This is a genomic window from Rhodoglobus sp. GW821-FHT12B09, from assembly GCF_058809925.1.
The window spans coordinates 22,613-46,685 of the sequence record NZ_JBXATB010000012.1; the positions used below are offsets into that span (position 1 = coordinate 22,613).

Here is a 24,073-nt window from a genome sequence, read left to right on the forward strand (position 1 = left end):
CCAGCACTGCTCATGACCCGCCGAGTGGCCCAGCTCCTCGTCGGCCTGTTCGCCTACGGCTTCGCGATTGCGATGATGATCCGCGCCGCGGTGGGCATCTCGCCGTGGGACGTGCTGAGCCAGGGCATCGTGCTGCACACCGGCCTCAACTACGCCGTCATCACCAACGTCGTGGGCGCGCTCGTGCTGCTGCTGTGGATTCCGATCCGGCAGAAGCCGGGCATCGGCACGGTGGCGAACGTGCTGCTGATCGGCCCGAGCATCGAGGTCGGGCTGTGGGTGCTGCCCACGACGGAGGACCTCGTGCCGCGCATCCTGTTGTTCGCGGGCGGGCTCGTCCTGCTCGCCATCGCGACCGGGCTGTACATCGGCGCGCGGTTCGGCCCCGGCCCTCGCGACGGGCTCATGACGGGCATCCACCGCCGCACGGGCTGGCCGATCTGGATCGTGCGCACCTCGATCGAGGTGACGGTGGTCGCGATCGGCTGGCTGCTCGGCGGCAACGTGGGCCTCGGCACGGTCGCCTTCGCCCTGCTGATCGGCCCCATGGTCAACGTCACCCTGCCGCTGCTGCGGGTGCCGGAGGCCGCAGCTTCTACCGAGCGGGAGAGGGTGCCCGCGTGATGATCGTCCTCGGGCTGCTCGCCCTCGCGGGGATCGCGGGCACCCTCCGGCTCGTCCTGACGGACGGCTACCGAAGGGTGCCCACGCGCACTACAGGTGCTTCTCCGCGTACACGCGCATAGCGTCGCGCACGAAGGCCGCGCCCTCGGTGCCGCCGTAGTTCGCCGCGAAGCGCTCGTCGGCGGCGTACATCTCGCCGAGGCCCACGAAGTACTCCTTCGCCGGCGCTCCGCTTCCGTAGCCGGGCGTGCTCGGGACTCCGCGGAGCCAGTCCGCGTGCCGCTGCGCGAGCGCCTGGGCGGCCTCGCCTGACGGGTCTTCACCCGCCTGGGCGGCCGCGCTCCAGTCTGCCGCGAGCTGCTTCTGCAGCTGCATCCACTCGGCCTGCTCTGTCTTTGACATCGCCGACCACCAGCGGCTGCTGTCCGCGTACGCCTGCTTGCCCCAGCGCTCCTCGACCTCGTCCTTGTACTGGGTGTGGTCGAAACCATCGAGCATCTCTTCTGCCATCAGTTGTTCACCTCCCTCCATCTTGAGGATCGTCGTCTCGACTGCGGCGATCTGCCTGCCGAGCCTCTCCTTCTCCTGCTGCAGCCAGTGAAGGTGGGCCATGAGCGCCTGCGCGTCGTCGCGCTGGCCGTCGAGCACGTCTGCGATGGCCGGGATGCCCAACCCCAGGTCGCGGAGCATCAGCACCCGCTGCAGCCGCGTCAGCGCCCGCTCGTCGTAGTAGCGGTACCCGTTGGCGCCGATCCTGCTCGGCTCGAGCAGGCCGACGTCGCCGTAGTGCCGCAGCGTGCGGGACGTCGTGCCGGCGAGCCGCGCGATCTCCTGGATCGACCAGTCCATCGGCTCCCTCCCTTCCTGTTGCAACCACGCTAAACGTTGACGCTGCGTCAGTGTCAAGGGGAGCCGGTGCTGCGCCCGGGCCCGGCCCGGCCTCCGGATGCCCATCCCCTTCCCTCCGGCATCCCCTTCCCTCCGGAATCCCCTTCCCTCCGGACGCCCCATCCCTCCGGCATGCCCATGCGGAGGATTCGACACCATGCGGTCGCCGCGCGGTCCGCACGGTGTCAAAAGGTCCGCGTGGGCTCGGCCCGCACTTCCGCCCGCCCCGGCCCACGCTTCCGCCCGCCCCGGCCTCCCCTCCGGGTGCCCACGCGGAGGTTTCGACACCATGCGGTCGCCGCGCGGTCCGCATGGTGTCAAAAAGTCCGCGTGGCTTGGGCGGGCGTGGTCTCGGGCGGGCGCGGGCCGGGGCTGGGCTCCGGCCGCGGGCTCGGGCGCGGGCTGGCCCGGGCTGGCGCCCACGCGGAGCGGAACTCGCGATATAACTTGACTTGCCGCAACACGCGATATAACGTGACCTACATCAACGCGATATAACGCGAGAAGGGAGGCCACCGTGGCCCAGGAGAAGTGGCTCATCGACGGCCAGAAGGTCATCGACATCGACAACATCCGCAAGCTCAAGGTCGGCCTCGTCGCCGGCCAGGTCAACATCGTCGGGCACGACGAGCCGCATGTGCACGTCGAGGTCCACTCGGTGTCGGGCAAGGACCTGCTGGTGGCCGTCGAGGGCGACACCCTCGAGATCGACCACGCGCAGTGGAAGTGGGACAACTTCATCGACGTGTTCAAGTCGTTCCGCGGCTCGGCCCGCGTCGACATCAGTATCAGAGTGCCGCGCGATGTCGCCCTCAAGTTCGGCGTGGTCTCGGCGAGCGCCCTCATCAGCGGGCTGACCGAGGATGCCTCCATCAGCACCGTGAGCGGAGAGGTCGTGATCGACGGCCTCTACGGCGACGTGCAGCTCAACAGCGTGAGCGGAGAGATCTCCGTGCGCAACCACTACGGCAAGCTCAGCGCCCACACGATCAGCGGTGACGTGACCGCGTCCGGCGAGATCATGCGCTTCACGGGCGACACGGTGAGCGGTGACGTCTTCCTCGACGTGAGCGGCGCCCCTGACGAGATCCGCGTCAACACGGTCAGCGGCGGCATCACCACGCGGCTCGCCAGCGACGTCGCGGCGCAGTACAAGATCAACACGGTGAGCGGCCGCATCCAGCTCGACAACGCGGAGATCAGCGGGGTGCGCGGCAGCTACACCAGCAAGTACGGCACGCTCGACAAGCAGTGGCTCGAGTTCAAGGCGAACACCGTCTCCGGCAGCATCTCGGTGCTGCACCAGGTGTCGGCATGACGCCACCGGTCTTCGCGCACGGCCATCTGCGCCTCTACCTGTTGAGCCTGCTCGCGGAGTCGGCGGAGGGGATGCACGGCTACGAGCTCATGCAGGCACTGAGCGACCGCTTCGGCGGTACGTACATCCCGAGCGCCGGCACGATCTACCCGCGACTCGCCAAGCTCGAGGAGGAGGGACTCGTCACGAAGGTGGCCGACGGACGCAAGACCGTCTACGCGATCACCGGGGCCGGGCGCTCCGAGCTCGCGGACCGCGAGAGCGAGCTCGGCGACATCGAGAACGACGTCACCGACTCGGTGCGCCGGCTCGCCGACGAGGTGCGGTCGTCGGTCAACGACGCCATGCGCACCCTCAAGGCCGAGCTCGCCGCGGCAGCGAGAGAAGCCCGGGCGGATGCCCGTGAGGCGGGCCGCACGGTGCACGCCGACGCTCCCGACTCCGCCAGCCGCGGGCAGCTGCAGCAGGCCGAGGCCGCGATCAACGAGTTCCGGTCCGCGATGCGGTCGGAGCTGCGGATGAGCATCGCGCGCGGCAACGAGCTCACCAAGGAGACGGTGGACGTGCTGCGGTCCGGGCTGGACGACCTGCGCAAGGGCATCCTCGGGAAGTAGGCGGGTTGAGCTGGCCGCTCCCGGGGTTTCGACACGCGCGCCAGAGCGCGCTACTCAACCGGCGAACTTCACCGGGATGTAGAGGTCCTGCACCCGGTCGTTCAGGGCGGTGTGGTCATTGCGGGTGAAGAGCCCGCACGCCTGCTTCGTGCAGTCGAAGCCGTCGCCGGCCGGGTCGCCCACCTCGATATAGGCGGTGAAGGTGCCCGCGGCGAGATCGTCGTAGCTGCGGGCGCCGAACAGCTTCCACGCCCAGTCGTCGTTGATCCAGTTGCTCGGCCCGTACTGCACGGTGCCGGCCTCGACCGCCTCCTGCTGCTGGTCGGGCACGCCGCCGATGCAGGGCCCGGGCTTGGTGGCCGGGTCATCCGGGATCACGCAGATCGCCACGTAGATGCCGCGGGAGCCGTCGTAGCCCGTGCCGCTCACGACCAGGCGGTCGCCCGGTAGGAGGGCCTGGGTGTCGATCGAGCCGCCCGGGTCGGGCGCGATCACGGTCAGCTCGCGGGTGCGGCCGTCGTCGCCCGTCGCGGTCACCGTCGTGGGCCACGGGATGCTCGTGCCGTCCTGGTGGGAGACGCCCTGGTTCTGGTGCGTGAGGATCGGGATCGCGATGACCGCCACCGGGACCAGCACCACGACGACGGCCCCGGCGACGATCCACGGCCAACGACGGCGGCGGCGAGTTTCGGGCATGGGGGAATTCTAGGTGTGGCAAGCGAGTTGACACGTTGACCGCGTGGAGTAGGCTCGCCCCTCGTGACAAACGAAGCTCGGTCGCCCAAGCGCTGGCTGATCGGCGAGCCCCTGGCCTCCGAGAAGCTCGAGGGACAACTGCTCCCCAAGCACCTCGCGCTCCCCATCTTCGCGAGCGACCCGCTCTCCTCCGTGGCCTACGCGCCGCAGGAGCTCCTCATGATCCTGCTGCTGGGCGGGCTCGCGTTCCTCTCCTTCGCGCCGTGGGTGGCGGCGGCCGTCGTCATCCTGCTCATCGTCGTCGTGCTGTCGTACCGCCAGCTCATCAAGGCCTACCCGAGCGGCGGCGGCGACTACGAGGTCGCGTCCAAGAACCTCGGCGAGAAGGCCGGCCTGGTCGTGGCCTCGGCCCTGCTGGTCGACTACGTTCTCACGGTCGCGGTGTCCGTGGCATCCGGAGTCGACAACATCATCTCGGCGCTGCCGATGCTCAACCCCTACCGGGTCGAGATCGCGGTGTTCTTCGTCATCCTGCTCGCCGCCGTCAACCTGCGCGGCGTCCGCGAGTCGGGCAAGGCGTTCGCGGTGCCCACCTACCTCTTCATCGGGTCGATCGGCGTCATGATCGTCGTCGCGCTGGTGCGCACCTTCTCGGGAGACGCGCCCGTCGCCGAGAGCGCGAACATCGTCGTGCAGTCGGAGGACATCACCAAGGCGGCGTTCATCCTCCTGCTGCTGCGCGCCTTCGCGAGCGGCTGCGCGGCCCTCACCGGCGTCGAGGCGATCTCCAACGGCGTCCCGGCGTTCCGCCGCCCGAAGGTCAAGAACGCGCAGAAGACCCTCATGGCCATGGGCGCCACGGCAATCCTGCTCTTCTCGGGCCTCGTCGCCATCGCACTCATCGCCGGCGTGCACTACGTGGACTGCACGGACGAAGCGCTCAAGATCCTCCAGACCTGCGCGGACGACGGCACTCCGCAGCGCAGCCTGATCGCCCAGATGGCCTCGTCGACCTTCGGGAACAACTCGGTGCCGTTCTTCCTGATCCAGGTCGTAACCGCGGCCGTGCTCCTCCTCGCGGCGAACACCGCGTTCAACGGCTTCCCCCTTCTCGGCTCGGTGCTCGCGACCGACCACTACGCGCCCAAGTCGCTCGCCACCCGCGGCGACCGCCTGATCTTCTCCAACGGCGTCATCACGCTCTCGATCGCTGCGGTGGTGCTCCTCGTGGTCTTCCAGGCCGACGTCACCACGCTCATCCAGCTGTACATCATCGGGGTGTTCGTCTCGTTCACCCTCGGCCAGACCGGCATGGTGCGCCATTGGCTCCGGATGCTCCGGGGCGGCTGTGACGACCGCGGAGCCGTGTGGCGGGGCCTGATCATCAACGCCGTCGGTGCCGTCATGACCGCGAGCGTGCTCATCATCGTCACGGTGACCAAGTTCACTCACGGCGCGTGGATCGTGTTCATCATCATGCCGATCCTCTTCACGCTCATGCTCGGTGTGAACCGCTACTACCGCGACGTCGACCGGGAGATCGAGGCCGACCCGACCACCCGCTTCGGCGCGAAGGGCGACCACGCCATCGTGCTCGTGGGCCGCATGCAGAAGCCCGTCCTCAAGGCACTGGACTACGCGATCGCCGCACGCCACGACTCGATCGAGGCCGTTCACGTCTCGATCGACGACGACGCGACGGAGCAGCTCGAGAAGGACTGGGTCGAGCAGAACATCAAGGTGCCGCTCAACGTCCTCGAGTCGCCGTACCGCGACATCAGCGCCCCGCTCGCCAAGTACATCAAGCACCGCCGCGAGGAGCACGGCTCCGAGGTCGTCACGGTCTACACCCCGCAGTACATCGTCGGGCACTGGTGGGAGACGCTCCTCCACAACCACAAGGCGCGCCGCATCCGCCAGAAGCTCGCGCTCGTGCACGGCGTCGTCATCGCGCTCGTGCCGTGGCTGCTCGACTCCTCGACCTTGATCTACGGCCGCCGCAGCCGTCCGCTGCCCGGTGACGCCCGCCGCGGCGAGCCGCGCCGCCCCGTCGCTCGCCGCCCCATGCCGCCGGCCCGGAGTGACAAGGGCGCCGCCCCCGCGAAGAGCGCCGGCACCACGACCCTCGTGCGGCCCAAGCCGGACGCGGCAGACGCTGCCAAGCCGGACGCCGCGAAGCCCGCGGCGAAGAAGCCCGCGCCCAAGGCGGCGCCGAAGAAGAAGCCGACCGGCGAGTGACCCTCGGCCGTGACCTCGCCGCCGTCCTCGTGGGCGGTGTGCTCGGCACCGGGCTCCGCCTCGCGATCGACACGGCGGTGCCCCACTCCGACACGGCGTTCCCGCTCTCGACGCTCGTCATCAACACCGTCGGCGCGCTCGCCCTCGGCGCCCTCGTGGCGCGCCTCTGGCCGGTCGCGCCGTCCTGGCTCCGAGCCGGGCTCGGCGCCGGACTGCTCGGCTCCTTCACCACGTTCTCGGCGTTCGCCGTCTCCCTCGTCTCCCTGACAGCGGCAGGCGAGTGGATGCCCGCGCTCGGCTACCTCGCCCTGACCCTCGTGCTCGGCCTCGGCGCGGCCTGGCTCGGGCTCTCGCTCGGCCGTCGCGGCCCTGGCACCGTGTCTCCTGGCCCCTCCTCTCCGGACGCGGACGAATGACCGCCGTCCTCGTCACCCTCGCCGCCGGGGCACTCGGGGCCGCGCTGCGGTTCCTCGTCACGCGGGCGTTCGCCGCGCGGCCGGTCGGGGCCGTGCTCGTCGTCAATGTCGTCGGCTCGGCGATCGGCGGTGTGCTCCTCGCACTCGCCAGCGGGGACATCCGGATGATCCTCCTCACCGGATTCTGCGGGGGCCTCACGACGTTCAGCACGTTCGGCGTCGAGACCATCCAGCTCGTGATGGACGGCAAGGCGCGGGTGGCGGTGCTGAACGTGGCGGCGAACCTCGTGCTCGGCATCGGCGCGGCGGCCCTGGGCTTCGGGGTGGCCGCTCTCGCCTTATGACAGGCGTAACGTCGGACGTTCACGGTCTTCCGCGTCCATGCGGAGGTTTCGGCACCATGCGGAGGCATCGGAGCCCGCATGGCGCCGAAACCACCGCATGAGCGGCGGGTAGGGCGGCTCAGCGCTTCGGCCAGCTCCACTGCGGCTCGTCGAGCGGCCCCTGGCCGACGACGCTCGTCTCCCCGAGCGACTTGAGCAGCTCGATGCGGCTCGCGCCGAGTCCGTCCAGGGCCGCGATCAGCCGCGGCGCGTGCGACACGACGACCACCTGCGAATTCCCGGCGGCGCTCGCGATGAGCCCGGCGAGAGGCTCGATGAGATCGGGATGCAGGCTCGTCTCCGGCTCGTTGAGAACGAGCAGCGCGGGGGGCCGTGGGCTCAGCAGTGCGGCAACCCAGAGCAGGTAGCGCAGCGTGCCGTCGGAGAGCTCGGAGGCGGAGAGCGGCCTCAGCAGCCCCGGCTGCCGGAGCTCGAGGCCGAACAGCCCGTCGTGGTCGGTGATCTCGACGGCACTGCCCGGGAACGCGCGGCCGATGGCGGCGTCGAGCGCTCCGTGCGGGCCGAGCTCGCGCGCGGTCTGCAGGGCGGCCGCGAGATCGGCGCCGTCCGCACCGAGGACAGGCGTGCGCGTGCCCACCTGCGGCGTCCGGGCGGGAGCCGTGGCATCCGTGCGGAAGTGGTCGTAGAAGCGCCACGACCGCAGCTGCTCGCGCAGGGCGAGCAGCTCGGGGGCCGTGCGCGGGTCTGCAAGGTGGCCGAGCATGCTGTCGTAAGGCCGCAGACCGGTCTCGTGGCGGGCCCACTCGCCGTCGGCGCCGCGGATGCGCACGAGCGGGCCGTGCCGCTCCGTCAGAAGGGTCGAGGGCCGGAGCACCGGGCCGCTCCACACGCTCTCGACCTTGATCTCGGGGTCGCGGCCGAACATCGTCCTGTCGCTCGGCACCGGGAGCCCGAGGTCGATCGCGTAGCTGAACTCGTCGCTGGCGAAGCCCAGGCGCAGCGCGACGGGGCCCTTCCGGCGGGTGCCCTGGGTGGGCATCCCGTCCGGCGTGCCGTTCTCCGGGCCCGCCCACAGGGTGCTCGGCAGGCCGCCCTCCCGCGCGAGGGCAGCAATAGCGCCGTTGCGGGATGCCTCGGCCAGCAGCCGCAGCGACCGGTACACGCTCGACTTGCCGGTCCCGTTCGCCCCCGTGATCACGGTCAGGCCCGTGAGCGGCACCACGACGTGGCGAAGGGAGCGGTAGCCCTCGATCGCGAGCGTCGTCAGCACGACGCTACTCGGCCGGCCCAGCCTCGGCCGGCTCCGCCCCGACGAGGTCGTCGGCCGTCTTTGCACGGAACGGGATGCCGCGGGCCATGAGGATCACGCCGGCCACGCCGCATCCCACGATCACAATGTCGGCGACGTTGCCGATGAAGAGGTTGCCGTACCCGATGAAGTCGACAACGTGGCCCTGCCCGAGGCTGGGCTCGCGGAACATGCGGTCGCCGAAGTGCGTGGCCGCGCCGCCGAGGAGCAGGCCGAGGAGGATCGCCCACGCGCGCGACGTCACACGCCACGCGAAGATCGCGATCGCGATGACGGCGATGCCCGCGACGATGGTGAAGATCCACGTGAAGCCGGTGCCGATCGAGAACGCGGCGCCCGGGTTGTAGATGAGCTGGAAGCGCAGCAGGTCGCCGATGATCGGGACCGGTTTGCCGACCTCGAGGTTGGCCTCCGCCCAGAACTTGCTGCCCTGGTCGGCGAGGATCACGAGCAGGGCGAGCCCGATCGTCACCGCGTAGAGGCGGCGTGAGGGGCGGGGAGCTGCGTCGGTCATTAGGCCATTATCGGCTACCCGGCGGGTTGAGTAGGCCGCCAGGGCCGTATCGAAACCCGGCGGGTTGAGTAGGCCGCCCGCGGCCGTATCGAAACCCGGCGGGTTGAGTAGGCCGCCCGCGGCCGTATCGAAACCCGGTGGGTTGAGTAGGCCGCCCGCGGCCGTATCGAAATCTGACTCAAGCGGGTTTCGATACGCGCGCCAGAGCGCACTACTCAACCCACCTAGACCTCAGCCCTTCTCCCCGCCCTCGCTCGTACTGAGGATGCGCTTCTGGAAGATGAAGAAGATCGTCGCCACCGGGATCGACATCAGCACCGCGGCCGCGAGCTGCAGCGGGTACTGGTTGCCGCTGCCGAGCTGGCCGGACGTGAGGGACGCCACACCGGTCGTGAGGGTGTCGAGGGACGCGCTCTGCCGCGAGATGAGGAAGTGGGAGAACTCGTTCCACGAGCCCTGGAAGCTCAGGATGAACAGGGTGATGAGGGCTGGCCGCGCCATCGGCAGCACGATCGACCAGTAGGTGCGGAAGACGCCGGCGCCGTCGATGCGGGCCGCCTCCTCCACGCTCACCGGGATCGACTCGAAGAACTGCTTCATGATGAAGATGCCCGCCGCGTCGATGACGATCGGGATGATCATGCCGGCGAAGGAGTCGTAGAGGCCGAGCTGCTTGAGGATCAGGAAGCGCGGGATGAGCAGCACCACGTTGGGCACGGCCATGACCGCGATCAGCCCGGCGAAGACCACGGTCTGCCCGCGCCACTTCAAGCGGGAGAGGGCGTAGCCGGCGAGCGAGTCGAAGAACACCCGGCACGCCGTCACGATGATCGTGATGAGGGCGGAGTTGGCCGTCCACTGCAGCAGCGGCACCGTGGTGAACAGACGCTCGTAGGCGGCGAAGCTCCAGGTCTGGGGCAACAGCGACAGCGGGTTCTGCGTCGCGTCCGCGTCGGTCTTGAAGCTCGACGCCACCGAGATGAGGAACGGGTAGATGTAGATGAGGGCGAGCAGGCCCAGCACCACGTAGGTGAGCGCCATGGTCGCGCGGGCGCCCGCCGTGATCGTGTGGCGGCGCTTCGGCACGCGCACCTGCTCGGTCGCCACGGCTGCCGCGGCCTCGGTCGTGGTCATCGCTTCGCTCCCGCCGCCGCGTCGCGCATCAGCCGCGCGAGCGCTCGTTTCTGCCTGCGGACCCCGGATGCCCCGAGGTCGCGGTCGCGGAGGATCCAGCGCTGCAGCAGCGTCAGCCCGACGATGATGCCGAACAGCACGAACGCGATCGCCGCGCCCTGGCCCCACTTGAGGTTGTAGAAGGACGTGTCGTACGCGAGGAACGCGGGCGTGAGCGTCGTCTTCCCCGGATCGCCGCCGCCGGTGAGGTAGATCTGGTCGAACACCTGCCAGGTGCCGATGAGCCCGAGAGTGAGCACGGTGAAGAGGGTCGGCTTGAGCATCGGCAGCGTCACCGAGAAGAACCGGCGGAACGGGCCGGCGCCGTCGACCGAGGCGGCTTCCTCGATCTCGGCGCCCACGTTCTGCAGGGCGGCCAGGAACAGCAGCATGAAGGTGCCGGAGGTGGTGAAGATCGCGAGGATGATCAGCACGCACATGGCCACCGACGGGCCGGAGAGCCACGCGGCCCAGTCCAGCCCGAGGGGCCCCTTGCCCGGCACGCCCCCGGTGACCGGGGAGAAGATGCCGGAGGGGTTGGAGAACCAGTTCGGGCCCTGCACCCCGAACCATCCGATCACCTGGTTCACGGCGCCGGACGACGTGAACAGGAAGATGAAGATCGTCGTGATGGCGATGGAGCTCGTCACCGACGGGAAGTAGAAGGCGGTGCGGAAGAAGCCGCGGCCCTTGAGCAGCCGGCGGTTCACCTGCACCGCGAGGAACAGGCTCAGGGCCGTCTGCAGCGGCACCACGAAGAGCACGTAGTAGAGATTGTTCCGGATGGCCGTGCCGAAGTCGCGCTGGGCGAGCCCCGAGTCGACCAGCACCTTCTGGTAGTTGACGCCGCCCACGAAGCTCGAGTTGCCGAGCGGCGAGCCGAGGCCGTTCCAGTTGCTCAGGCTCACGTAGAGCGCGAGCAGGATCGGCAGCACGAGGAAGACGCCGATGATGAGGATGGCGGGCGCGACGAACAGCCAGCCGTAGCGGCCTTCCGGCCCGCGGATTCCCTTGCTCATGTGACGCCTTCCTCGTGGGATGAGCAGGCCCGCCAGGGCCGTATCGAAACCCGGTTTCGATACGGCCGCGGGCGGCCTGCTCAACCAGCCGTGCTAGTTGCCGTTCGCCTCATCCAGGGCCGCCTGCAGCGACTCCTGGAAGCTGGCGAGGATCGCCTTCGCGTCGCCGCCCGCGAGGTTCGCGAGCTGCGCGTTGAAGTCGCTGACGACTGTGGCCGAGCCCGCGAAGTTCACGGGGCTGACCGCGTAGTCGTTGCCCGCGACGAACGCCGCGTTCTCCGGGTGCGCCTCGGCGTAGGTCGCCGCAGCGCCCTCCGTCGACGGCAGGACGCCGAACGCGTCGCCGAACGCGAGCTGCTGCTCGTCGGCGGTCAGGAACTCCACGAGGGAGACGGCGGCGTCACGCGTGTCCGAGTTGGCGGGGATGCCCCAGCAGTTCGTGAACGTGAACGTCGACTTGCCCGCGGGGCCCGCCGGCAGCTCGTAGGAGGAGTACTTCGTGTCCGGGAAGTCGCCGGCGATGCCCTTGATCCACGGGCCCTCGATCACCATGGCGGCCTTGCCTGCACCGAGCGCCTCGCCGGACCAGCCGGCGTCGATCTCGGACGGCCACTTCAGCACGCCCTCGTCGTGGAGCTTCTGGATGTACTCGAGGCCCGCGAGGTTCTCGGGGCTGTCGACGACTGCCTTGTCACCGTCGACGAGCTGGCCGCCCGCCTGGTTCATGAAGACTCCGGCGCGCGCGTACTCGAGGCCGAAGGACAGGCCGACGGTGTCGGCGGTGGTGAGCTTCGTGGCGGCTGCCTCGAGGCTGTCCCAATCGGTGGGGATGTCGGCATCCGTCAGGCCCGCCGCCGCCCACTTGTCGGTGTTGATGATGAGGCCGAGGGTCGAGAAGTCCTTCGGCGCGCACGTGAAGGTGCCGTCGTAGGTGAAGGTGTCGGTCAGCGCCGGGTAGAAGTCGCCGGCGTTGGGGAGGTCTGCCGCGTACGCGTCGAGGTAGCCGTTCTGCGCGTACGTAGCGAACTGGTCCCAGCTCATGTAGAAGAGGTCGGGCGCGTCGCCGCCGGCGAAGCCCTGGCTCAGCTGCTGGGTCAGGTCGCTCGCGACCACGACCTCGACCTTGGCGTTGTTGTCCTTGGCCCAGGCGTCGGCCGCGGACTGCACTGCCTGCGTCTCCGCGTCGCCACTGGTTCCGATGAGGATGCTCAGCTCCTTGGTCTCACCGGACGAGTCACCGCCGCCGCTTGCACACGCTCCCAGGCCGGCAACGACGCCGGCGGCGAGCAGGGCTGCGCCCCATTTCCTGTACTTCATTGGTTTTCCTCTCGATTGCGATTGCCGGTGATGGTGCGACCGGCTTCTTCCTCGGTGCTTATTTCCTCGGCGGGCGCCAGGTGACTCGACCGGCGCACGACAAGCTTCGGGGCGATGAGGCGGTGGGTGTCGGCACCCGCCTCACCGTGGGGGAGGATGCGACGGCCGGTCGCACCCATGAGGAGCTGCAGCGTCGCCGCCGCGACCTGGTCGAGCTGCTGCTCGACGCTGGAGAGGCCGACGGCCTGGGCGACGGGCGTGTTGTCGAAGCCGATGACGGGGAACGACTTCTGGCCGGCCTCGTTGACGGCCATCATCGCGCCGAGGGCGAGGGAGTCGCTCACGCACACGAGGGCGTCGAGTCCGTGGTCGGTCGCGAAGAGGTCCTCGACGAGGCGGCGGGCCTGCGGCACTCCCTCGTCGGTGCGGGTGGTGAGGGCATCCAGCTGCGCCTCGTCGAACCCGAACTCCTCGGTCATGGCGGCGGCCCAGCCCTTGCGGCGCTCGTCACCGGTGCCCGAGCCCTCGGGCCAGCCGAGGTAGCCGATGGTGCGCAGGCCGCGGCCGATGAGGTGGCGGGTTGCATCGTAGGTGCCGGCGAATCCGTCGACGTCGACCCACAGGCGGTCGGGGCTCTCCAGGTCCTCGCCCCAGGGGCGGCCGAATGCCACGAACGGAACGCGCTCCCGGATGAGCCACTCGATGCGCGGGTCCTCATACCGGGTGGCGGTCACGACGAAGGCGTCGACATCGGCGCCGTCGCGCAAGTTGCGGTACTGCTCTATCTCGTCAACGGGATCGGTCGCGGTGAACAGCATGATGCGCATCCCGCGCTGCGCGGCCTGCTCGGTGAGGGCGTGCAGGTAGCGGTCGAGGATGGAGCCGGAGATGCCGTTGACGAGCGGGTCGAGCCGGATGCCGATGGTCGACGACTGGCGGGTGCGGAGCCTGCGCGCGGAGGCATGGGGGCGATAGCCGAGCTCGGCGATCGCGGACTCGACGCGGCCGCGGGTCTCGGGCTTGACGATCTCGGGCGAGTTGAGCACGTTCGAGACTGTCTGGCGCGAGACGTTCGCCGCGCGGGCGACGTCCTCGACTGTCGGCAGTTGTGCCACCCTCGCGCCTCCCTTGGCTCTCTTGAACGATCAAACCCGAGCGCCGAGCCCGAGCCGTCAGAAACTGCGCTTCGCGGGTCGCGGTGGAGCACCTTCTGCCGATTCGGTCGAACTTGCTCAGAAGTTTGATCGATCAAATCCTGAGTGTTACGTTACCTCCCTAGGCGCGAATGTCAACCGGATTCGCGTCGAAGGATCAACGAGGAGCCAACCGAATGCCATCCGAGACACCCCGGCAGCCGCTCCTCCACAGCGAGACCGTGGTGCTGCGGGCCCCCACCCAGGCGTGGTCGGCGGCCGACGGATCGATCGGCGGCCAGCCCATCCACGGGCTCTACTTCTCCGACGTGCGCTTCGTCTCCGCCCAGGCCGTGACCGTCGCGGGCGTGCCGCTCGAGCACATCGCGACAGTTCCACGCGGGGCGGACGCCACGACCTTCGTCTCCGTCGTGCGCGCGCTCGACGACCCCACTCCCGACCCCGGCGTGCGGGCCGAGCACACCCGCACGGCCACCGCCACGGGCATCCGGGAGCGCCTGGAGATCAGCTCGCGGCTGGGGGCCGAGCTCCGCACCGAGATCGCCGTCGCCTTCTCCGCCGACCTCACCGGCATGGACACCGTGAAGTCCGGCCGCTCGGACCAGCCCCCGGCCGTGGAGCTCTCGGACGACGGCGCAACGTGGTCCAACAGCGACGTCTCCGTCTCGCTTCGGGCGCCCGGCGCCGCCGTGTCCGCCGGCAGCCTGGCCTGGTCCGTCGTCGTGCCGGCGCACGGCTCGGTCGCGGTCGAGTGGTCGTACGAGGCTCGGGATGCCCTGGCCGTCGTCCGCGGAGCACCCGGCGCGGCGCCCTGGTCGACTCCCGCCGTTGCCGCGGGCGACGACCGGATCGCTCGGTGGACCGCCCGCGCCCTCGCCGACCTCGACGCCCTCCGCCTCGTCACCGCGCGCGAGCCCGACCTGCAGTTCCTCGCCGCGGGCGCGCCCTGGTTCTTCACGCTGTTCGGCCGCGACTCGCTCTGGGCCGCGCGCTTCCTGCTCCCGCTCGGCACTCGGATCGCCGGCGACACACTGCGGGTCCTCGCGGGGCTGCAGGGCACCGCCGACGTGCCCGAGACGGCGGAGGAGCCCGGCAAGATCATGCACGAGCTGCGCCGCGGCGATCTCGTGATGCCCGGTGAGGGCATCCACCTGCCGCCCCTGTACTTCGGCACCGTCGACGCGACGGCCCTGTGGGTGTGCCTGCTCCACGACGCGTGGAAGTGGGGGCTGCCCGACGAGCTGGTGCGCGAGCTGCTGCCGCACCTCGAGCGCGCCCTGGAGTGGATGCGCGACTTCGGCGACTCCGACGGCGACGGCCTGCTCGAGTACGCCGACAAGAGCGGCCGGGGTCTCTCCAACCAGGGCTGGAAGGACTCCGGCGACTCCGTGCAGTGGCGCGACGGCACGCTCGCGACCGGGCCGATCGCCCTCGTCGAGGTGCAGGCGTACGCCTACGAGGCCGCTGCCCACGGCGCCGACCTGCTCGACGCGTTCGGCGGCGACGGAGCCCCGTGGCGCGCCTGGGCGGCCCGGCTGCGCGAGAGGTTCCACGAGTCGTTCTGGATCGAGGACGCCGACGGCGCCTACCTCGCGATCGCGCTCGACGCCGACAAGAAGCCCGTCGACACGGTCACGAGCAACCTCGGGCACGTGCTCGGCACGGGCATCCTCGACGAGCGGCAGGCCGGCATGGTCGCGCGCCGCCTGGTGGGCCCGGCCCTCAACTCCGGCTACGGGCTGCGCACCATGTCCACGGACTCGGCGGGCTACTGGCCGCTCAGCTACCACGGGGGCAGTGTGTGGACGCACGACACGGCGATCGCCATCGCGGGGCTCGCGCGCGACGGCTTCCGGGACGAGGCCGACGAGCTCGTACGCGGACTGCTCGCCGCGGCATCCGGCTTCGACTACCGGATGCCCGAGCTGCACTCCGGCGACGCAGCCACCGCCGTGGCGGCCCCGGTGCCCTACCCCGCCGCCTGCCGCCCCCAGGCCTGGTCCGCCGCCGCCGCGGTCTCGGTGCTGTCGAGCATCCTGGGCCTGCGGCCGGACGCGCAGGCCGGGGAGCTGGGAATCTCCCCCACCGCGGTGGTGGGCGCGCTCACGATCGACGGGCTCGTCTTCGACGGCGAGCGCGGGCAGGTGGTTGTGGGGGCCAGCGGCGAGGTGCTCGGCGGGTCGCTGCCGCTCGTCGTCGGCTAGCGGCTCGCCGACAGCTTGCTGAGCGTGGCGATGACCTGCCGGGCGATCAGGCGCCCCGCGCGGTTGGCGCCGATCGTCGAGGCCTGGGGTCCATACCCCGCGAAGAATATACGCGGGTCCTTCCACGACGCGCCCTGGGCGACGACCACGCCGCCCTCCTTCTCGCGCAGCTTGAGCGGCGACAGGTGGCGCAGTTCGGGGCGGAACCCGGTCGACCAGATGATCGCATCCGCCTGCTGGAATGCGCCGTCGGCCCAGCGCACGCCGTTCGGCTCGATGGACTCGAACATGGGGCGCGGGGTGAGCACTCCGCGCTCGATGCCGGCCTGGATCCGGCGTGTGCGCGGAACGCCCGTGCCGCTCACGATGCTCGGAAGCGCGCGGCCCGCGCGGGCGGCCTCGTCCTGAGCGACCACCGCCTCCTTGCGGGCCTCGAGGTTCAGCTCGCCGTCCTCGAGGAAGTCGATGGGCCGCCGGCTCACCCAGGTGGTCTGCGCCGCGACGTTCTCGAGCTCGAGCAGGAAGCCGATCGCGGAGGTGCCGCCGCCGACCACGACGACGCTCTGGCCCGCGAACTCCTCGGCGCTCTTGTAGTCGTTGGTGTGGAGGTGCTTGCCCTCGAACGACTTCAGCCCCGGGTACCACGGGATGAACGGCGCGCCCCACGTGCCGGTCGCGTTCACGACGGTCACCGTCGTGACCTCCTTCTCGTCGCCGTCGAGGTCGAAGTTCACGACGAGATCGGTGCCGAAGTTCTCGACGGAGAGCACGTCCGCCGGGCGCACGACCTGGAGGCCGAAGTGCGCCTCGTACTGCCGGTAGTAGTCGGCGACGACGTCCTTCGCGGGGGCGTGCCGGTCGGCGGTCTCGAAGCTCAGGCCCAGCTCGTCGAGGCCCGGAAGGTCGTTGATGCGGTGGGCCGACCCGATACGCAGGGCCTCCCACCGGAACTGCCACGCGCCGCCCGTACCGGGCCCGCGGTCGAGCACGACGAAGTCGTTGCCGGGGTCGAGCCCGAGGCGCTTGAGATAGTACGAGACCGAGAGCCCCGCTTGGCCAGCGCCGATCACGACAACGGAGGTGTCGGTATTCGCGGTTGCCACCCGACAACGTTACCGGGCGCAGCAGGTTGTCGTGGAGAACGGCCAAGGTCGGACGGAGGCCGCATGCTAAACTGCTCGTTAGTTTTCTACCAATCCCTGTCCGCTCGTTCCCTGGATGCCCTCGGCGCATCGGGACAGACATCTGAGGGGGTCTCGCATGGGACGCGGCCGTCAAAAGGCAAAGCACACCAAGGTCGCCCGAGACCTCAAGTACTTCAGCCCGGACACCAACTACGGAGCACTCGCGAAGGAGCTCGGCGGTACCGCCAGCGACCCTCGCCTCGCCGAGGACCTCGAGAAGTGGCCCGAGTTCGCCGGCGCTGCCGCCGTCGAGGATGACGACGAGTACGTCGACACCTATGCCGCCCAGTACGAGGGCGACGACGATGAGGACGAGTCGAAGAGCGCCTAGCTCAACGGTGCCTGATTCAACGGCGCCTAGCTGGCAAAGGACCCGGTAAGGCGCACGGCGCCGCCGTCAACGCCCTTCGCTCCCTGCTCGAAGTGCGCATCGGGGAGGCTCCCCACCACGACCCGACCGGCTTCCCACGACGGGATGCCGCCGCCGCTGAGTCGCGCGATGACCTGAGCCGCGGCATCCGGAGCCACCACCAGGATCATGCCCACGCCCAGGTTCCACGTGCCCTCGGCGCTCTCGAGGGTGGAACCGGCCCACTCCGACAGCACCCGGAACACCGTCGGCGGCGACCAGGTCGACCGCTCGAACTCGACCCACGAGCCCTTCGGCAGCACGCGGGCGAGGTTCGCGGCGATGCCGCCGCCCGTCACGTGGCTGATGGCGTGGATTCCGCCCGCCGGCAGCAGGTCGAGCAGGGGCGCCGTGTACAGGCGGGTCGGCTCGAGGAGCGCCTCGCCGACGACGCCGCCGAGCTCGTCCGACCGGTCGGTGTAGCCGATGCCGCGGGTGCTCAGGATGTGCCGCACGAGCGAGAAGCCGTTGCTGTGCAGGCCCGACGACGCGAGAGCGACAACCACGTCGCCCTCCGCGACGAGGTGCGCGCCGAGGAGGCTCCCCGCCTCGACGGCGCCGACGGCAGCGCCGGCCACGTCGTAGTCGTCAGGACCGAGAAGCCCGGGATGCTCGGCCGTCTCGCCCCCGACGAGCGCCGTGCCCGTCTCCGAGCAGGCGCGGGCGATGCCGGCCACGATGTCCGCGATGCGGGCCGGAACCACTCTGCCGCACGCGATGTAGTCCGTCATGAGCAGGGGGCGCGCGCCCACCACCACGATGTCGTCGACGACCATCCCGACCAGGTCCTGGCCGATCGTGTCGTGCTTGTCGAGCGCCTGGGCGATCGCGACCTTCGTGCCGACACCGTCGGTGCTCGTGGCGAGCAGGGGCCGGTCGAAGCTCTTCAGGAACGACACGTCGAAGAGCCCGGCGAAGCCGCCGACACCGCCGAACACCTCGGGGCCGTGGGTCTTCGAGACGGCGGCCTTCATGAGTTCTACGGCGAGGTCGCCGGCGGCGGTGTCGACTCCCGCGGCGCGATAGCTGGCGGAGGAGTCTTCAGTCACGGGTCAAGCGTACCGGGCTGCCCACGACGGCTCATCGTGCACCGGACGGGGCGGGGCCGCGAACCCGCATCGTCCGGCCCAGTGTGAGAAACTGGGTTGTACCCGCGCGGGTACTCGAACCTCCGGGAGTCTCGACCACGCATGTGCGGAATCGTCGGCATCGTCTCATCCCAGCCCGTCAACCAGCAGGTCTATGACGCGCTCCTCCTCTTGCAGCACCGCGGCCAGGACTCCACCGGCATCGCGACCGCCGACGGCAGCACCCTGCACATGCAGAAGGCCAAGGGCCAGGTGCGCGAGGCGTACCGCACGCGCGACATGCGCAGCCTCCTCGGCAACATGGGCCTCGGCCACGTGCGCTACGCCACGAAGGGCAACGCCGCCAATGAGGAGGAGGCGCAGCCGTTCTACGTGAACGCGCCCTACGGCATCACCCTCATCCACAACGGCAACCTCACGAACACGCGAGAGCTCACCGCCGAGCTGTTCAACGTCGACCGCCGCCATCTCAACACCTCGAGTGACACCGAGCTGCTCGTCAACGTGCTCGCCAACGAGCTGCAGGAGCAGATCTCCGGCACCGACCTCGACCCCGACCAGGTGTTCGGCGCCATCTCCCGCCTGCACGAGCGGGTCGAGGGCTCCTACGCCGCGATCGCGCTCATCGCCGGTCACGGCCTGCTCGCGTTCCGCGACCCGTTCGGCATCCGGCCGCTCGTGCTGGGCCGCCGGCAGACGGGATTCACGGGCGAGGAGTGGATCGTGGCATCCGAGTCGCTCGTGCTCGAGAGTGCGGGCTACGAGCTGGTCCGCGATGTCGCGCCGGGCGAGGCCGTCTACATCACGGCGGACGGCGTCATGACCAGCCGCCAGTGCGCCAAGAGCCCCGTGCTGCTGCCGTGCTCGTTCGAGTACGTGTACCTTGCCCGCCCCGACTCCGTCATGAACGGCATCTCGGTCTACGAGGCGCGCCTGCGCCTCGGCAACCGCCTCGCCGACACGATCGCCAAGTACACGCCCATGGGCGACATCGACGTCGTCATGCCGATCCCCGACTCGTCGCGCCCCGCCGCCATGCAGGTCGCGCAGAAGCTCGGCGTCGAGTACCGCGAGGGCTTCTACAAGAACCGCTACGTCGGCCGCACTTTCATCATGCCGGGCCAGGCGGAGCGCAAGAAGAGCGTCAAGCAGAAGCTCAACGCGATGTCGACGGAGTTCAAGGGCAAGAACATCCTCATCGTCGACGACTCGATCGTGCGCGGCACGACCTCCAAGGAGATCGTGCAGATGGCCCGCGAGGCCGGCGCCAACAAGGTCACGTTCACGTCGGCCGCGCCGCCCGTGCGGTTCCCCCACGTCTACGGCATCAACATGCCGTCGCGGCACGAGCTCGTCGCCCACGGCCGCAAGATCCCCGAGATCAACACGGAGCTCGGCAGCGACTACCTCATCTACCAGGAGGTCGCCGACATGCAGGCGGCGATCCTGGAGGGCTCGGATGTCACGGGCCTCGACATGAGCTGCTTCACCGGCGACTACGTGACCGGCACGGTGACGCCCGAGTACCTCGACTGGGTGGAGCGCAACCAGCTCAGCTAGTCGCGGGTTGAGTAGAGCGCTCTGGCGCTCGTATCGAAACCCCCGCCGATTTCGACAGTCGCGGGTTGAGTAGAGCGCTCTAGCCCTCGTATCGAAACCCCCGCCGATTTCGACAGTCGCGGGTTGAGTAGAGCGCTCTGGCGCTCGTATCGAAACCCCCGCCGATTTCGATACAGGCGCCAGAGCGCCTCACTCAATCCGCAGTCGTGACCTCGACCGTTACGGTCTTAGCGCGCCGCGCCGAGACCCGGTCGAGGATGATGCCGACCACGGCGCCGAGCACGACGCCGGCCGTCACGCCGTAGAGCGCGAAGTAGGCGAACAGGGTGCCGAACCCGATCGCCGGGTCGGCGGGGAACAGCGACGTGAGGATAAGCGTCACGAGAACTCCGACCACGGCTCCCACGAACATGAAGGCGGGGATCTTGGGGGCGCGGCGCACCGTCACCCGGTCAGTCGTCGGCTCGCTCACGCTTCTATTGTCTCCCACGCGAGCGGCAGGTACGCGGTGAGGTCGGCGCGGGTGCCCGAGGCCGAGATGACACCCTGCGCGGTCGCGTCGGCCCACGAGAGCGAGCCCGTGGCGAGGGCGAGCCAGGTCGCGGCATCCGTCTCGATCACGTTGGGCGGGGTGCCGCGCGTGTGGCGCGGTCCCTCGATCGCCTGCACGGCGCCGAACGGCGGGACGCGCACCTCGACGGTGTTGCCCTCGGCGGTCTCCGCCAGCACCTGCAGCAGCCAGCGCACGGCGGTCGCCGTCGTCTCGCGATCGCGGTCGGCCGCGCGCACGGCGGCCTGGCCGACGGCGGCGGGGATGCGCTTGGGGGGCATGCTCCTACGTTAGGCCGCGACCGGCTCGTCCTTGTGCGCGAGCGCCTCGCGGAGGTCGGAGTAGCCGGGGCCGACCGCGGCGAGGAACGAGACCGAGCCGACGGCGCCGATGAGCCCGCCGGTCCAGTCGACGTTGCCCAGCTCGAAGTCCAGGAGTGCGCTCAGAACGGGGACCACGAACAGTACGAGGCCGATGAACGTCCACCCCACGGCGATGACCCGCCCGGTGGCGGTCCACTTGATGAACAGCTGCGTCGGAAGACGGCGGCGGGAGAGCACGGTGGCGAACACGGCGACGATGATCGTGGCGAGCGCGGCGATGATGACGATCAGCGTGTTCGTCGCCGGCGCCCCGCCCACGATCGCCTCCTCGACGAGGTAGAGGGTCTGCAGCACCGCGAACCAGTGGATCACCACCCAGAACTTCTGCTCGCCGGGGATTCGGGGGGTCTGCTTCGCGGTCACGACACACATTGTGCCGACACTGCACCGCCCTCGCTAGGGTTGACCCCGTGCGAATTCTCGTCCTCGGCTCCGGTGCGCGCGAGCACGCCATCATCACCTCGCTTCTCGGCGAGGCGCAGCGGCACGAGATCACCGCCGCCCCCGGCAACGCGGGCATCGCGGCGGTCGTGCCGGTCGTGGCGCTCGACCCGACCCGCGCCGACATCGTGAGCCAGTTCGCGCTCGACAACGACATCGAGCTCGTCATCATCGGCCCCGAGGCCCCGCTGGTCGCGGGCGTCGCCGACGCGCTGCGCCAGCGCGGCATCGCCGTGTTCGGGCCCGGCAAGGCCGCGGCGCAGCTCGAGGGCAGCAAGACCTTCGCAAAGCGGATCATGGATGCCGCGGGCGTCCCCACGGGCAGGGCCACGCGCGCGGGCTCCCTCGCCGAGGCGGTCGCCGCCATCGACGAGTACGGCGCCCCCTATGTCGTGAAGGCGGACGGACTCGCTGCCGGCAAGGGCGTCCTTGTCACCGAGGACCGCGACGCCGCAGTCGCCCACGCCGACTACTGGCTCGGGCACGGCGCCGTGCTCGTGGAGGAGTTCCTCGACGGCCAGGAGGTCTCCCTCTTCCTGCTGAGCGACGGCCACACAGTCCTCCCGCTCTCGCCCGCGCAGGACTACAAGCGCGCCCTCGACGGCGACCTCGGCCCGAACACCGGCGGCATGGGGGCGTACTCGCCGCTGCCGTGGCTGCCGGAGGGCTTCGTGGACGAGGTGATCGACACGATCGCGATCCCCACGGTCCGCCAGCTCGCGAGCGAGCACACCCCGTTCATCGGCCTGCTGTACTGCGGGCTCATCGTGACCGCCGACAAGGGCATCCGGGTCATCGAATTCAACGCCCGGTTCGGCGACCCGGAGACGCAGGTCGTCCTGCCGCGCCTCGTGACGCCGCTGAGCGGCCTGCTGTACGCGGCGTCGACGGGCGAGCTCGGGTCGCTCCCCCGGCCCGAGTTCAGCGACGACGTGGCCGTGACGGTGGTGCTGGCGAGCGAGGGATACCCCGAGCAGCCCATCACCGGGCGCCAGATCTACGGCCTCGCCGATGTGGAGGACGTGACTGTCGCCCACGCCGCCACCGCCCTCGTGCACGGCGAGTTCGTCGCCACCGGCGGCCGCGTGCTGAGCGTCGTGGCGACGGGGCCCGACTTCACCGCCGCCCGCGCAAAGGCCTACGCCGCGCTCGGCACGATCACGCTCGAGGGCGGCCACTTCCGCACGGACATCGCGAAGCGGGTCGCCGAGTGACCGAGTGGGAGCACACCTACTCCGGCAAGGTTCGCGACCTCTACACGGCGGCCGAGCATCCCGGAGTCGTGCTCATGGTCGCGAGCGACCGAGTCTCGGCGTTCGACCACGTGCTCTCGCCCGGCATCCCCGGCAAGGGCGCGCTCTTGACCGAGCTCAGCCTGTGGTGGTTCGCACAGCTCGACGACGTGCCGAACCACCTGGTTTCCGGCGACATCCCGGAGGAGTTCGCCGGGCGCGCGATCCTCGCGAAGACCCTGGAGATGTACCCGGTCGAGTGCGTGGTCCGCGGGTACCTCACCGGCAGCGGCTGGGCGGAGTACCGCGAGACGCAGACCGTGTGCGGCGTGCCGCTGCCCGACGGGCTCTCCGACGGCGACCGGCTGCCCGAGCCGATCTACACGCCCGCCTGGAAGGCGCCGATGGGCGAGCACGACGAGAACATCACCTTCGAGCGGACCGTCGAGCTCGTCGGCCTCGAGGCGGCAGCAGCGCTGCGGGATGCCTCGCTCCGCGTGTTCGCGAAGGCCTCCGCGATCGCGGAGGAGCGCGGCGTCATCCTCGCCGACACCAAGTTCGAGTTCGGCGCGGACCCCGCGTCGGGAGCCCTCACCCTCGCCGACGAAGTGCTCACCTCGGACAGCAGCCGCTACTGGGACGAGGCCGAGTATGACGCCGGCCGACGCGGCCTGAGCTTCGACAAGCAGATCGTGCGCGACTGGCTCGCCGCGAACTGGGACAAGACCGGCACCCCGCCGTCGCTTCCGCCCGAGATCGTCTCGCAGACCGCCGCGCGCTACCGCGAGCTCATCGAGAGGCTCACCGGCAAGTGATCGTCAAGCAGGTTTCGTTCAACCACCCCGACTCCGTTGAACTGCGCTCGCAGCAGCGGGCCGAGATCGAGCGCCGCTATGGCAACCCCGACTCCGAGCCCGGGCCCGCGCCGACCTCCGAGGACATCGTCGCCTTCTTCGTCGCGTACGAGGGCGACACCGCGATCGGCTGCGCCGGGCTCCGTGAGCGGGATGCCACGGGCCTCGGCGACACGGAGGCCGAGGTGAAGCGGATGTACGTGCTCCCCGAGCACCGTGGCACCGGCACCTCGGTCGCGCTGCTCTCCCGCCTCGAGGAGTTCGGACGGGAGCACGGCTACGCCCGCCTCGTGCTCGAGACCGGCACCGAGCAGCCCGATGCCGCGCGGTTCTACGAGCGGGAGGGGTTCACGCGCATCCCGAACTTCGGCTACTACGTCGGCTCGGCGCACTCGCTCTGCTACGCGAAGGCGCTGTAGCAAACCGTTTCGCCCTCGGCTACGGATACACCGTGATGGCCCGCTGCCCCAGACGGCGGGCCATCCTCGTGCTGTGGCCCGTGCGGCGCGAGGATGGCCCGCTGCGGCGTTGACATGTGCCCGCC

General features: G+C 69.9%; 25 protein-coding genes. 12 read left to right on the plus strand and 13 right to left on the minus strand.

Annotated features, from left to right (window positions below; translation table 11 throughout):
• Positions 1–12: 12 nt before the first annotated feature.
• Complete coding sequence (gene yczE / locus AC1RTC_RS16465) at positions 13–624, plus strand: membrane protein YczE (RefSeq protein ID WP_493157684.1); 612 nt, start codon at positions 13–15, stop codon at positions 622–624.
• A gap of 90 nt (positions 625–714) precedes the next feature.
• On the opposite strand, the gene AC1RTC_RS16470 is transcribed toward yczE, so the two are convergent.
• Positions 715–1,473: a MerR family transcriptional regulator gene (locus AC1RTC_RS16470; protein WP_493157575.1), complete on the minus strand. Its 759-nt coding sequence runs from the start codon at positions 1,471–1,473 to the stop codon at positions 715–717.
• 556 nt (positions 1,474–2,029) lie between these two features.
• Between AC1RTC_RS16470 and AC1RTC_RS16475 the strand changes: the two genes are divergently transcribed.
• Together AC1RTC_RS16475 and AC1RTC_RS16480 are read left to right on the plus strand one after the other, a co-directional pair.
• Positions 2,030–2,830, plus strand: coding sequence for a DUF4097 family beta strand repeat-containing protein (locus tag AC1RTC_RS16475; RefSeq protein ID WP_493157577.1), 801 nt, complete (start codon positions 2,030–2,032; stop codon positions 2,828–2,830).
• Positions 2,827–3,444: a PadR family transcriptional regulator gene (locus tag AC1RTC_RS16480; protein WP_493157579.1), complete on the plus strand. Its 618-nt coding sequence runs from the start codon at positions 2,827–2,829 to the stop codon at positions 3,442–3,444. The genes AC1RTC_RS16475 and AC1RTC_RS16480 overlap by 4 nt, the downstream gene beginning before the upstream one ends.
• Before the next feature lie 54 nt (positions 3,445–3,498).
• Here AC1RTC_RS16480 and AC1RTC_RS16485 read toward each other — a convergent pair whose 3' ends face one another.
• The gene (locus AC1RTC_RS16485) at positions 3,499–4,140 is read right to left on the minus strand and encodes a hypothetical protein (RefSeq protein WP_493157581.1); all 642 of its coding nucleotides are present in this window, start codon (positions 4,138–4,140) and stop codon (positions 3,499–3,501) included.
• Between the two features lie 63 nt (positions 4,141–4,203).
• Between AC1RTC_RS16485 and AC1RTC_RS16490 the strand changes: the two genes are divergently transcribed.
• The 3 genes from AC1RTC_RS16490 to AC1RTC_RS16500 are packed head-to-tail and all read left to right on the plus strand — an operon-like array spanning position 4,204 to position 7,138.
• Positions 4,204–6,378, plus strand: coding sequence for an APC family permease (locus tag AC1RTC_RS16490; protein WP_493157583.1), 2,175 nt, complete (start codon positions 4,204–4,206; stop codon positions 6,376–6,378).
• A complete protein-coding gene (locus AC1RTC_RS16495) occupies positions 6,375–6,794 on the plus strand; it encodes a fluoride efflux transporter FluC (RefSeq protein WP_493157585.1) in 420 nt (139 codons plus the stop codon). The genes AC1RTC_RS16490 and AC1RTC_RS16495 overlap by 4 nt, the downstream gene beginning before the upstream one ends.
• Positions 6,791–7,138, plus strand: coding sequence for a fluoride efflux transporter FluC (locus AC1RTC_RS16500; protein ID WP_493157586.1), 348 nt, complete (start codon positions 6,791–6,793; stop codon positions 7,136–7,138). The genes AC1RTC_RS16495 and AC1RTC_RS16500 overlap by 4 nt, the downstream gene beginning before the upstream one ends.
• Before the next feature lie 118 nt (positions 7,139–7,256).
• On the opposite strand, the gene AC1RTC_RS16505 is transcribed toward AC1RTC_RS16500, so the two are convergent.
• From AC1RTC_RS16505 to AC1RTC_RS16530, 6 genes are all read right to left on the minus strand, one after another.
• Positions 7,257–8,408 carry an AAA family ATPase gene (locus tag AC1RTC_RS16505; RefSeq protein WP_493157588.1) on the minus strand — a complete coding sequence of 384 codons (1,152 nt, stop codon included), beginning with the start codon at positions 8,406–8,408 and terminating at the stop codon, positions 7,257–7,259.
• Between the two features lie 4 nt (positions 8,409–8,412).
• Positions 8,413–8,961: a signal peptidase II gene (locus tag AC1RTC_RS16510; RefSeq protein WP_493157590.1), complete on the minus strand. Its 549-nt coding sequence runs from the start codon at positions 8,959–8,961 to the stop codon at positions 8,413–8,415.
• Positions 8,962–9,192: 231 nt separating this feature from the next.
• Entirely contained in the window at positions 9,193–10,095 is a 903-nt protein-coding gene (locus AC1RTC_RS16515) for a carbohydrate ABC transporter permease (protein WP_493157592.1), read from the minus strand.
• Positions 10,092–11,153, minus strand: a complete 1,062-nt coding sequence (locus AC1RTC_RS16520) for a carbohydrate ABC transporter permease (RefSeq protein WP_493157594.1) — start codon at positions 11,151–11,153, stop codon at positions 10,092–10,094. The genes AC1RTC_RS16515 and AC1RTC_RS16520 overlap by 4 nt, the downstream gene beginning before the upstream one ends.
• Positions 11,154–11,246: 93 nt before the next feature.
• The gene (locus AC1RTC_RS16525; RefSeq protein ID WP_493157596.1) at positions 11,247–12,470 is read right to left on the minus strand and encodes a sugar ABC transporter substrate-binding protein; all 1,224 of its coding nucleotides are present in this window, start codon (positions 12,468–12,470) and stop codon (positions 11,247–11,249) included.
• Entirely contained in the window at positions 12,467–13,585 is a 1,119-nt protein-coding gene (locus AC1RTC_RS16530; protein ID WP_493157598.1) for a LacI family DNA-binding transcriptional regulator, read from the minus strand. The genes AC1RTC_RS16525 and AC1RTC_RS16530 overlap by 4 nt, the downstream gene beginning before the upstream one ends.
• Positions 13,586–13,800: 215 nt before the next feature.
• On the opposite strand from AC1RTC_RS16530, the gene AC1RTC_RS16535 reads away from it, so the two are divergent.
• Positions 13,801–15,828, plus strand: a complete 2,028-nt coding sequence (locus tag AC1RTC_RS16535) for a glycogen debranching N-terminal domain-containing protein (protein ID WP_493157600.1) — start codon at positions 13,801–13,803, stop codon at positions 15,826–15,828.
• Here the strand turns inward: AC1RTC_RS16535 and AC1RTC_RS16540 are convergent.
• Complete coding sequence (locus AC1RTC_RS16540) at positions 15,825–16,931, minus strand: NAD(P)-binding domain-containing protein (RefSeq protein ID WP_493157602.1); 1,107 nt, start codon at positions 16,929–16,931, stop codon at positions 15,825–15,827. The two genes, AC1RTC_RS16535 and AC1RTC_RS16540, sit on opposite strands and share 4 nt — an antisense overlap.
• A gap of 157 nt (positions 16,932–17,088) precedes the next feature.
• Between AC1RTC_RS16540 and AC1RTC_RS16545 the strand changes: the two genes are divergently transcribed.
• The gene (locus AC1RTC_RS16545) at positions 17,089–17,343 is read left to right on the plus strand and encodes a DUF3073 domain-containing protein (protein WP_493157604.1); all 255 of its coding nucleotides are present in this window, start codon (positions 17,089–17,091) and stop codon (positions 17,341–17,343) included.
• A gap of 26 nt (positions 17,344–17,369) precedes the next feature.
• On the opposite strand, the gene purM is transcribed toward AC1RTC_RS16545, so the two are convergent.
• The gene (gene purM / locus AC1RTC_RS16550; RefSeq protein ID WP_493157606.1) at positions 17,370–18,470 is read right to left on the minus strand and encodes a phosphoribosylformylglycinamidine cyclo-ligase; all 1,101 of its coding nucleotides are present in this window, start codon (positions 18,468–18,470) and stop codon (positions 17,370–17,372) included.
• 141 nt (positions 18,471–18,611) lie between these two features.
• Here purM and purF point away from each other — a divergent pair, with 141 nt between their 5' ends.
• Positions 18,612–20,069 carry an amidophosphoribosyltransferase gene (gene purF, locus AC1RTC_RS16555; RefSeq protein ID WP_493157607.1) on the plus strand — a complete coding sequence of 486 codons (1,458 nt, stop codon included), beginning with the start codon at positions 18,612–18,614 and terminating at the stop codon, positions 20,067–20,069.
• A gap of 193 nt (positions 20,070–20,262) precedes the next feature.
• On the opposite strand, the gene AC1RTC_RS16560 is transcribed toward purF, so the two are convergent.
• From AC1RTC_RS16560 to AC1RTC_RS16570, 3 genes are read right to left on the minus strand one after another with little or no spacing between them, the layout of a single operon-like run.
• On the minus strand, positions 20,263–20,541 hold the full coding sequence (locus AC1RTC_RS16560; RefSeq protein WP_493157609.1) for a hypothetical protein: 279 nt from the start codon (positions 20,539–20,541) through the stop codon (positions 20,263–20,265).
• A complete protein-coding gene (locus AC1RTC_RS16565) occupies positions 20,538–20,900 on the minus strand; it encodes a sterol carrier family protein (RefSeq protein ID WP_493157610.1) in 363 nt (120 codons plus the stop codon). The genes AC1RTC_RS16560 and AC1RTC_RS16565 overlap by 4 nt, the downstream gene beginning before the upstream one ends.
• Before the next feature lie 9 nt (positions 20,901–20,909).
• Positions 20,910–21,365 carry a hypothetical protein gene (locus AC1RTC_RS16570; protein ID WP_493157612.1) on the minus strand — a complete coding sequence of 152 codons (456 nt, stop codon included), beginning with the start codon at positions 21,363–21,365 and terminating at the stop codon, positions 20,910–20,912.
• A gap of 47 nt (positions 21,366–21,412) precedes the next feature.
• Here AC1RTC_RS16570 and purD point away from each other — a divergent pair, with 47 nt between their 5' ends.
• Genes purD through AC1RTC_RS16585 form a run of 3 tightly spaced genes read left to right on the plus strand, consistent with a single transcriptional unit; the run spans position 21,413 to position 23,948 of the window.
• A complete protein-coding gene (gene purD, locus AC1RTC_RS16575) occupies positions 21,413–22,657 on the plus strand; it encodes a phosphoribosylamine--glycine ligase (protein ID WP_493157613.1) in 1,245 nt (414 codons plus the stop codon).
• Positions 22,654–23,490, plus strand: a complete 837-nt coding sequence (locus AC1RTC_RS16580; RefSeq protein ID WP_493157615.1) for a phosphoribosylaminoimidazolesuccinocarboxamide synthase — start codon at positions 22,654–22,656, stop codon at positions 23,488–23,490. The genes purD and AC1RTC_RS16580 overlap by 4 nt, the downstream gene beginning before the upstream one ends.
• Positions 23,487–23,948 carry a GNAT family N-acetyltransferase gene (locus AC1RTC_RS16585; protein ID WP_493157617.1) on the plus strand — a complete coding sequence of 154 codons (462 nt, stop codon included), beginning with the start codon at positions 23,487–23,489 and terminating at the stop codon, positions 23,946–23,948. Before AC1RTC_RS16580 ends, AC1RTC_RS16585 begins: the two co-directional genes overlap by 4 nt.
• Positions 23,949–24,073: the final 125 nt, after the last annotated feature.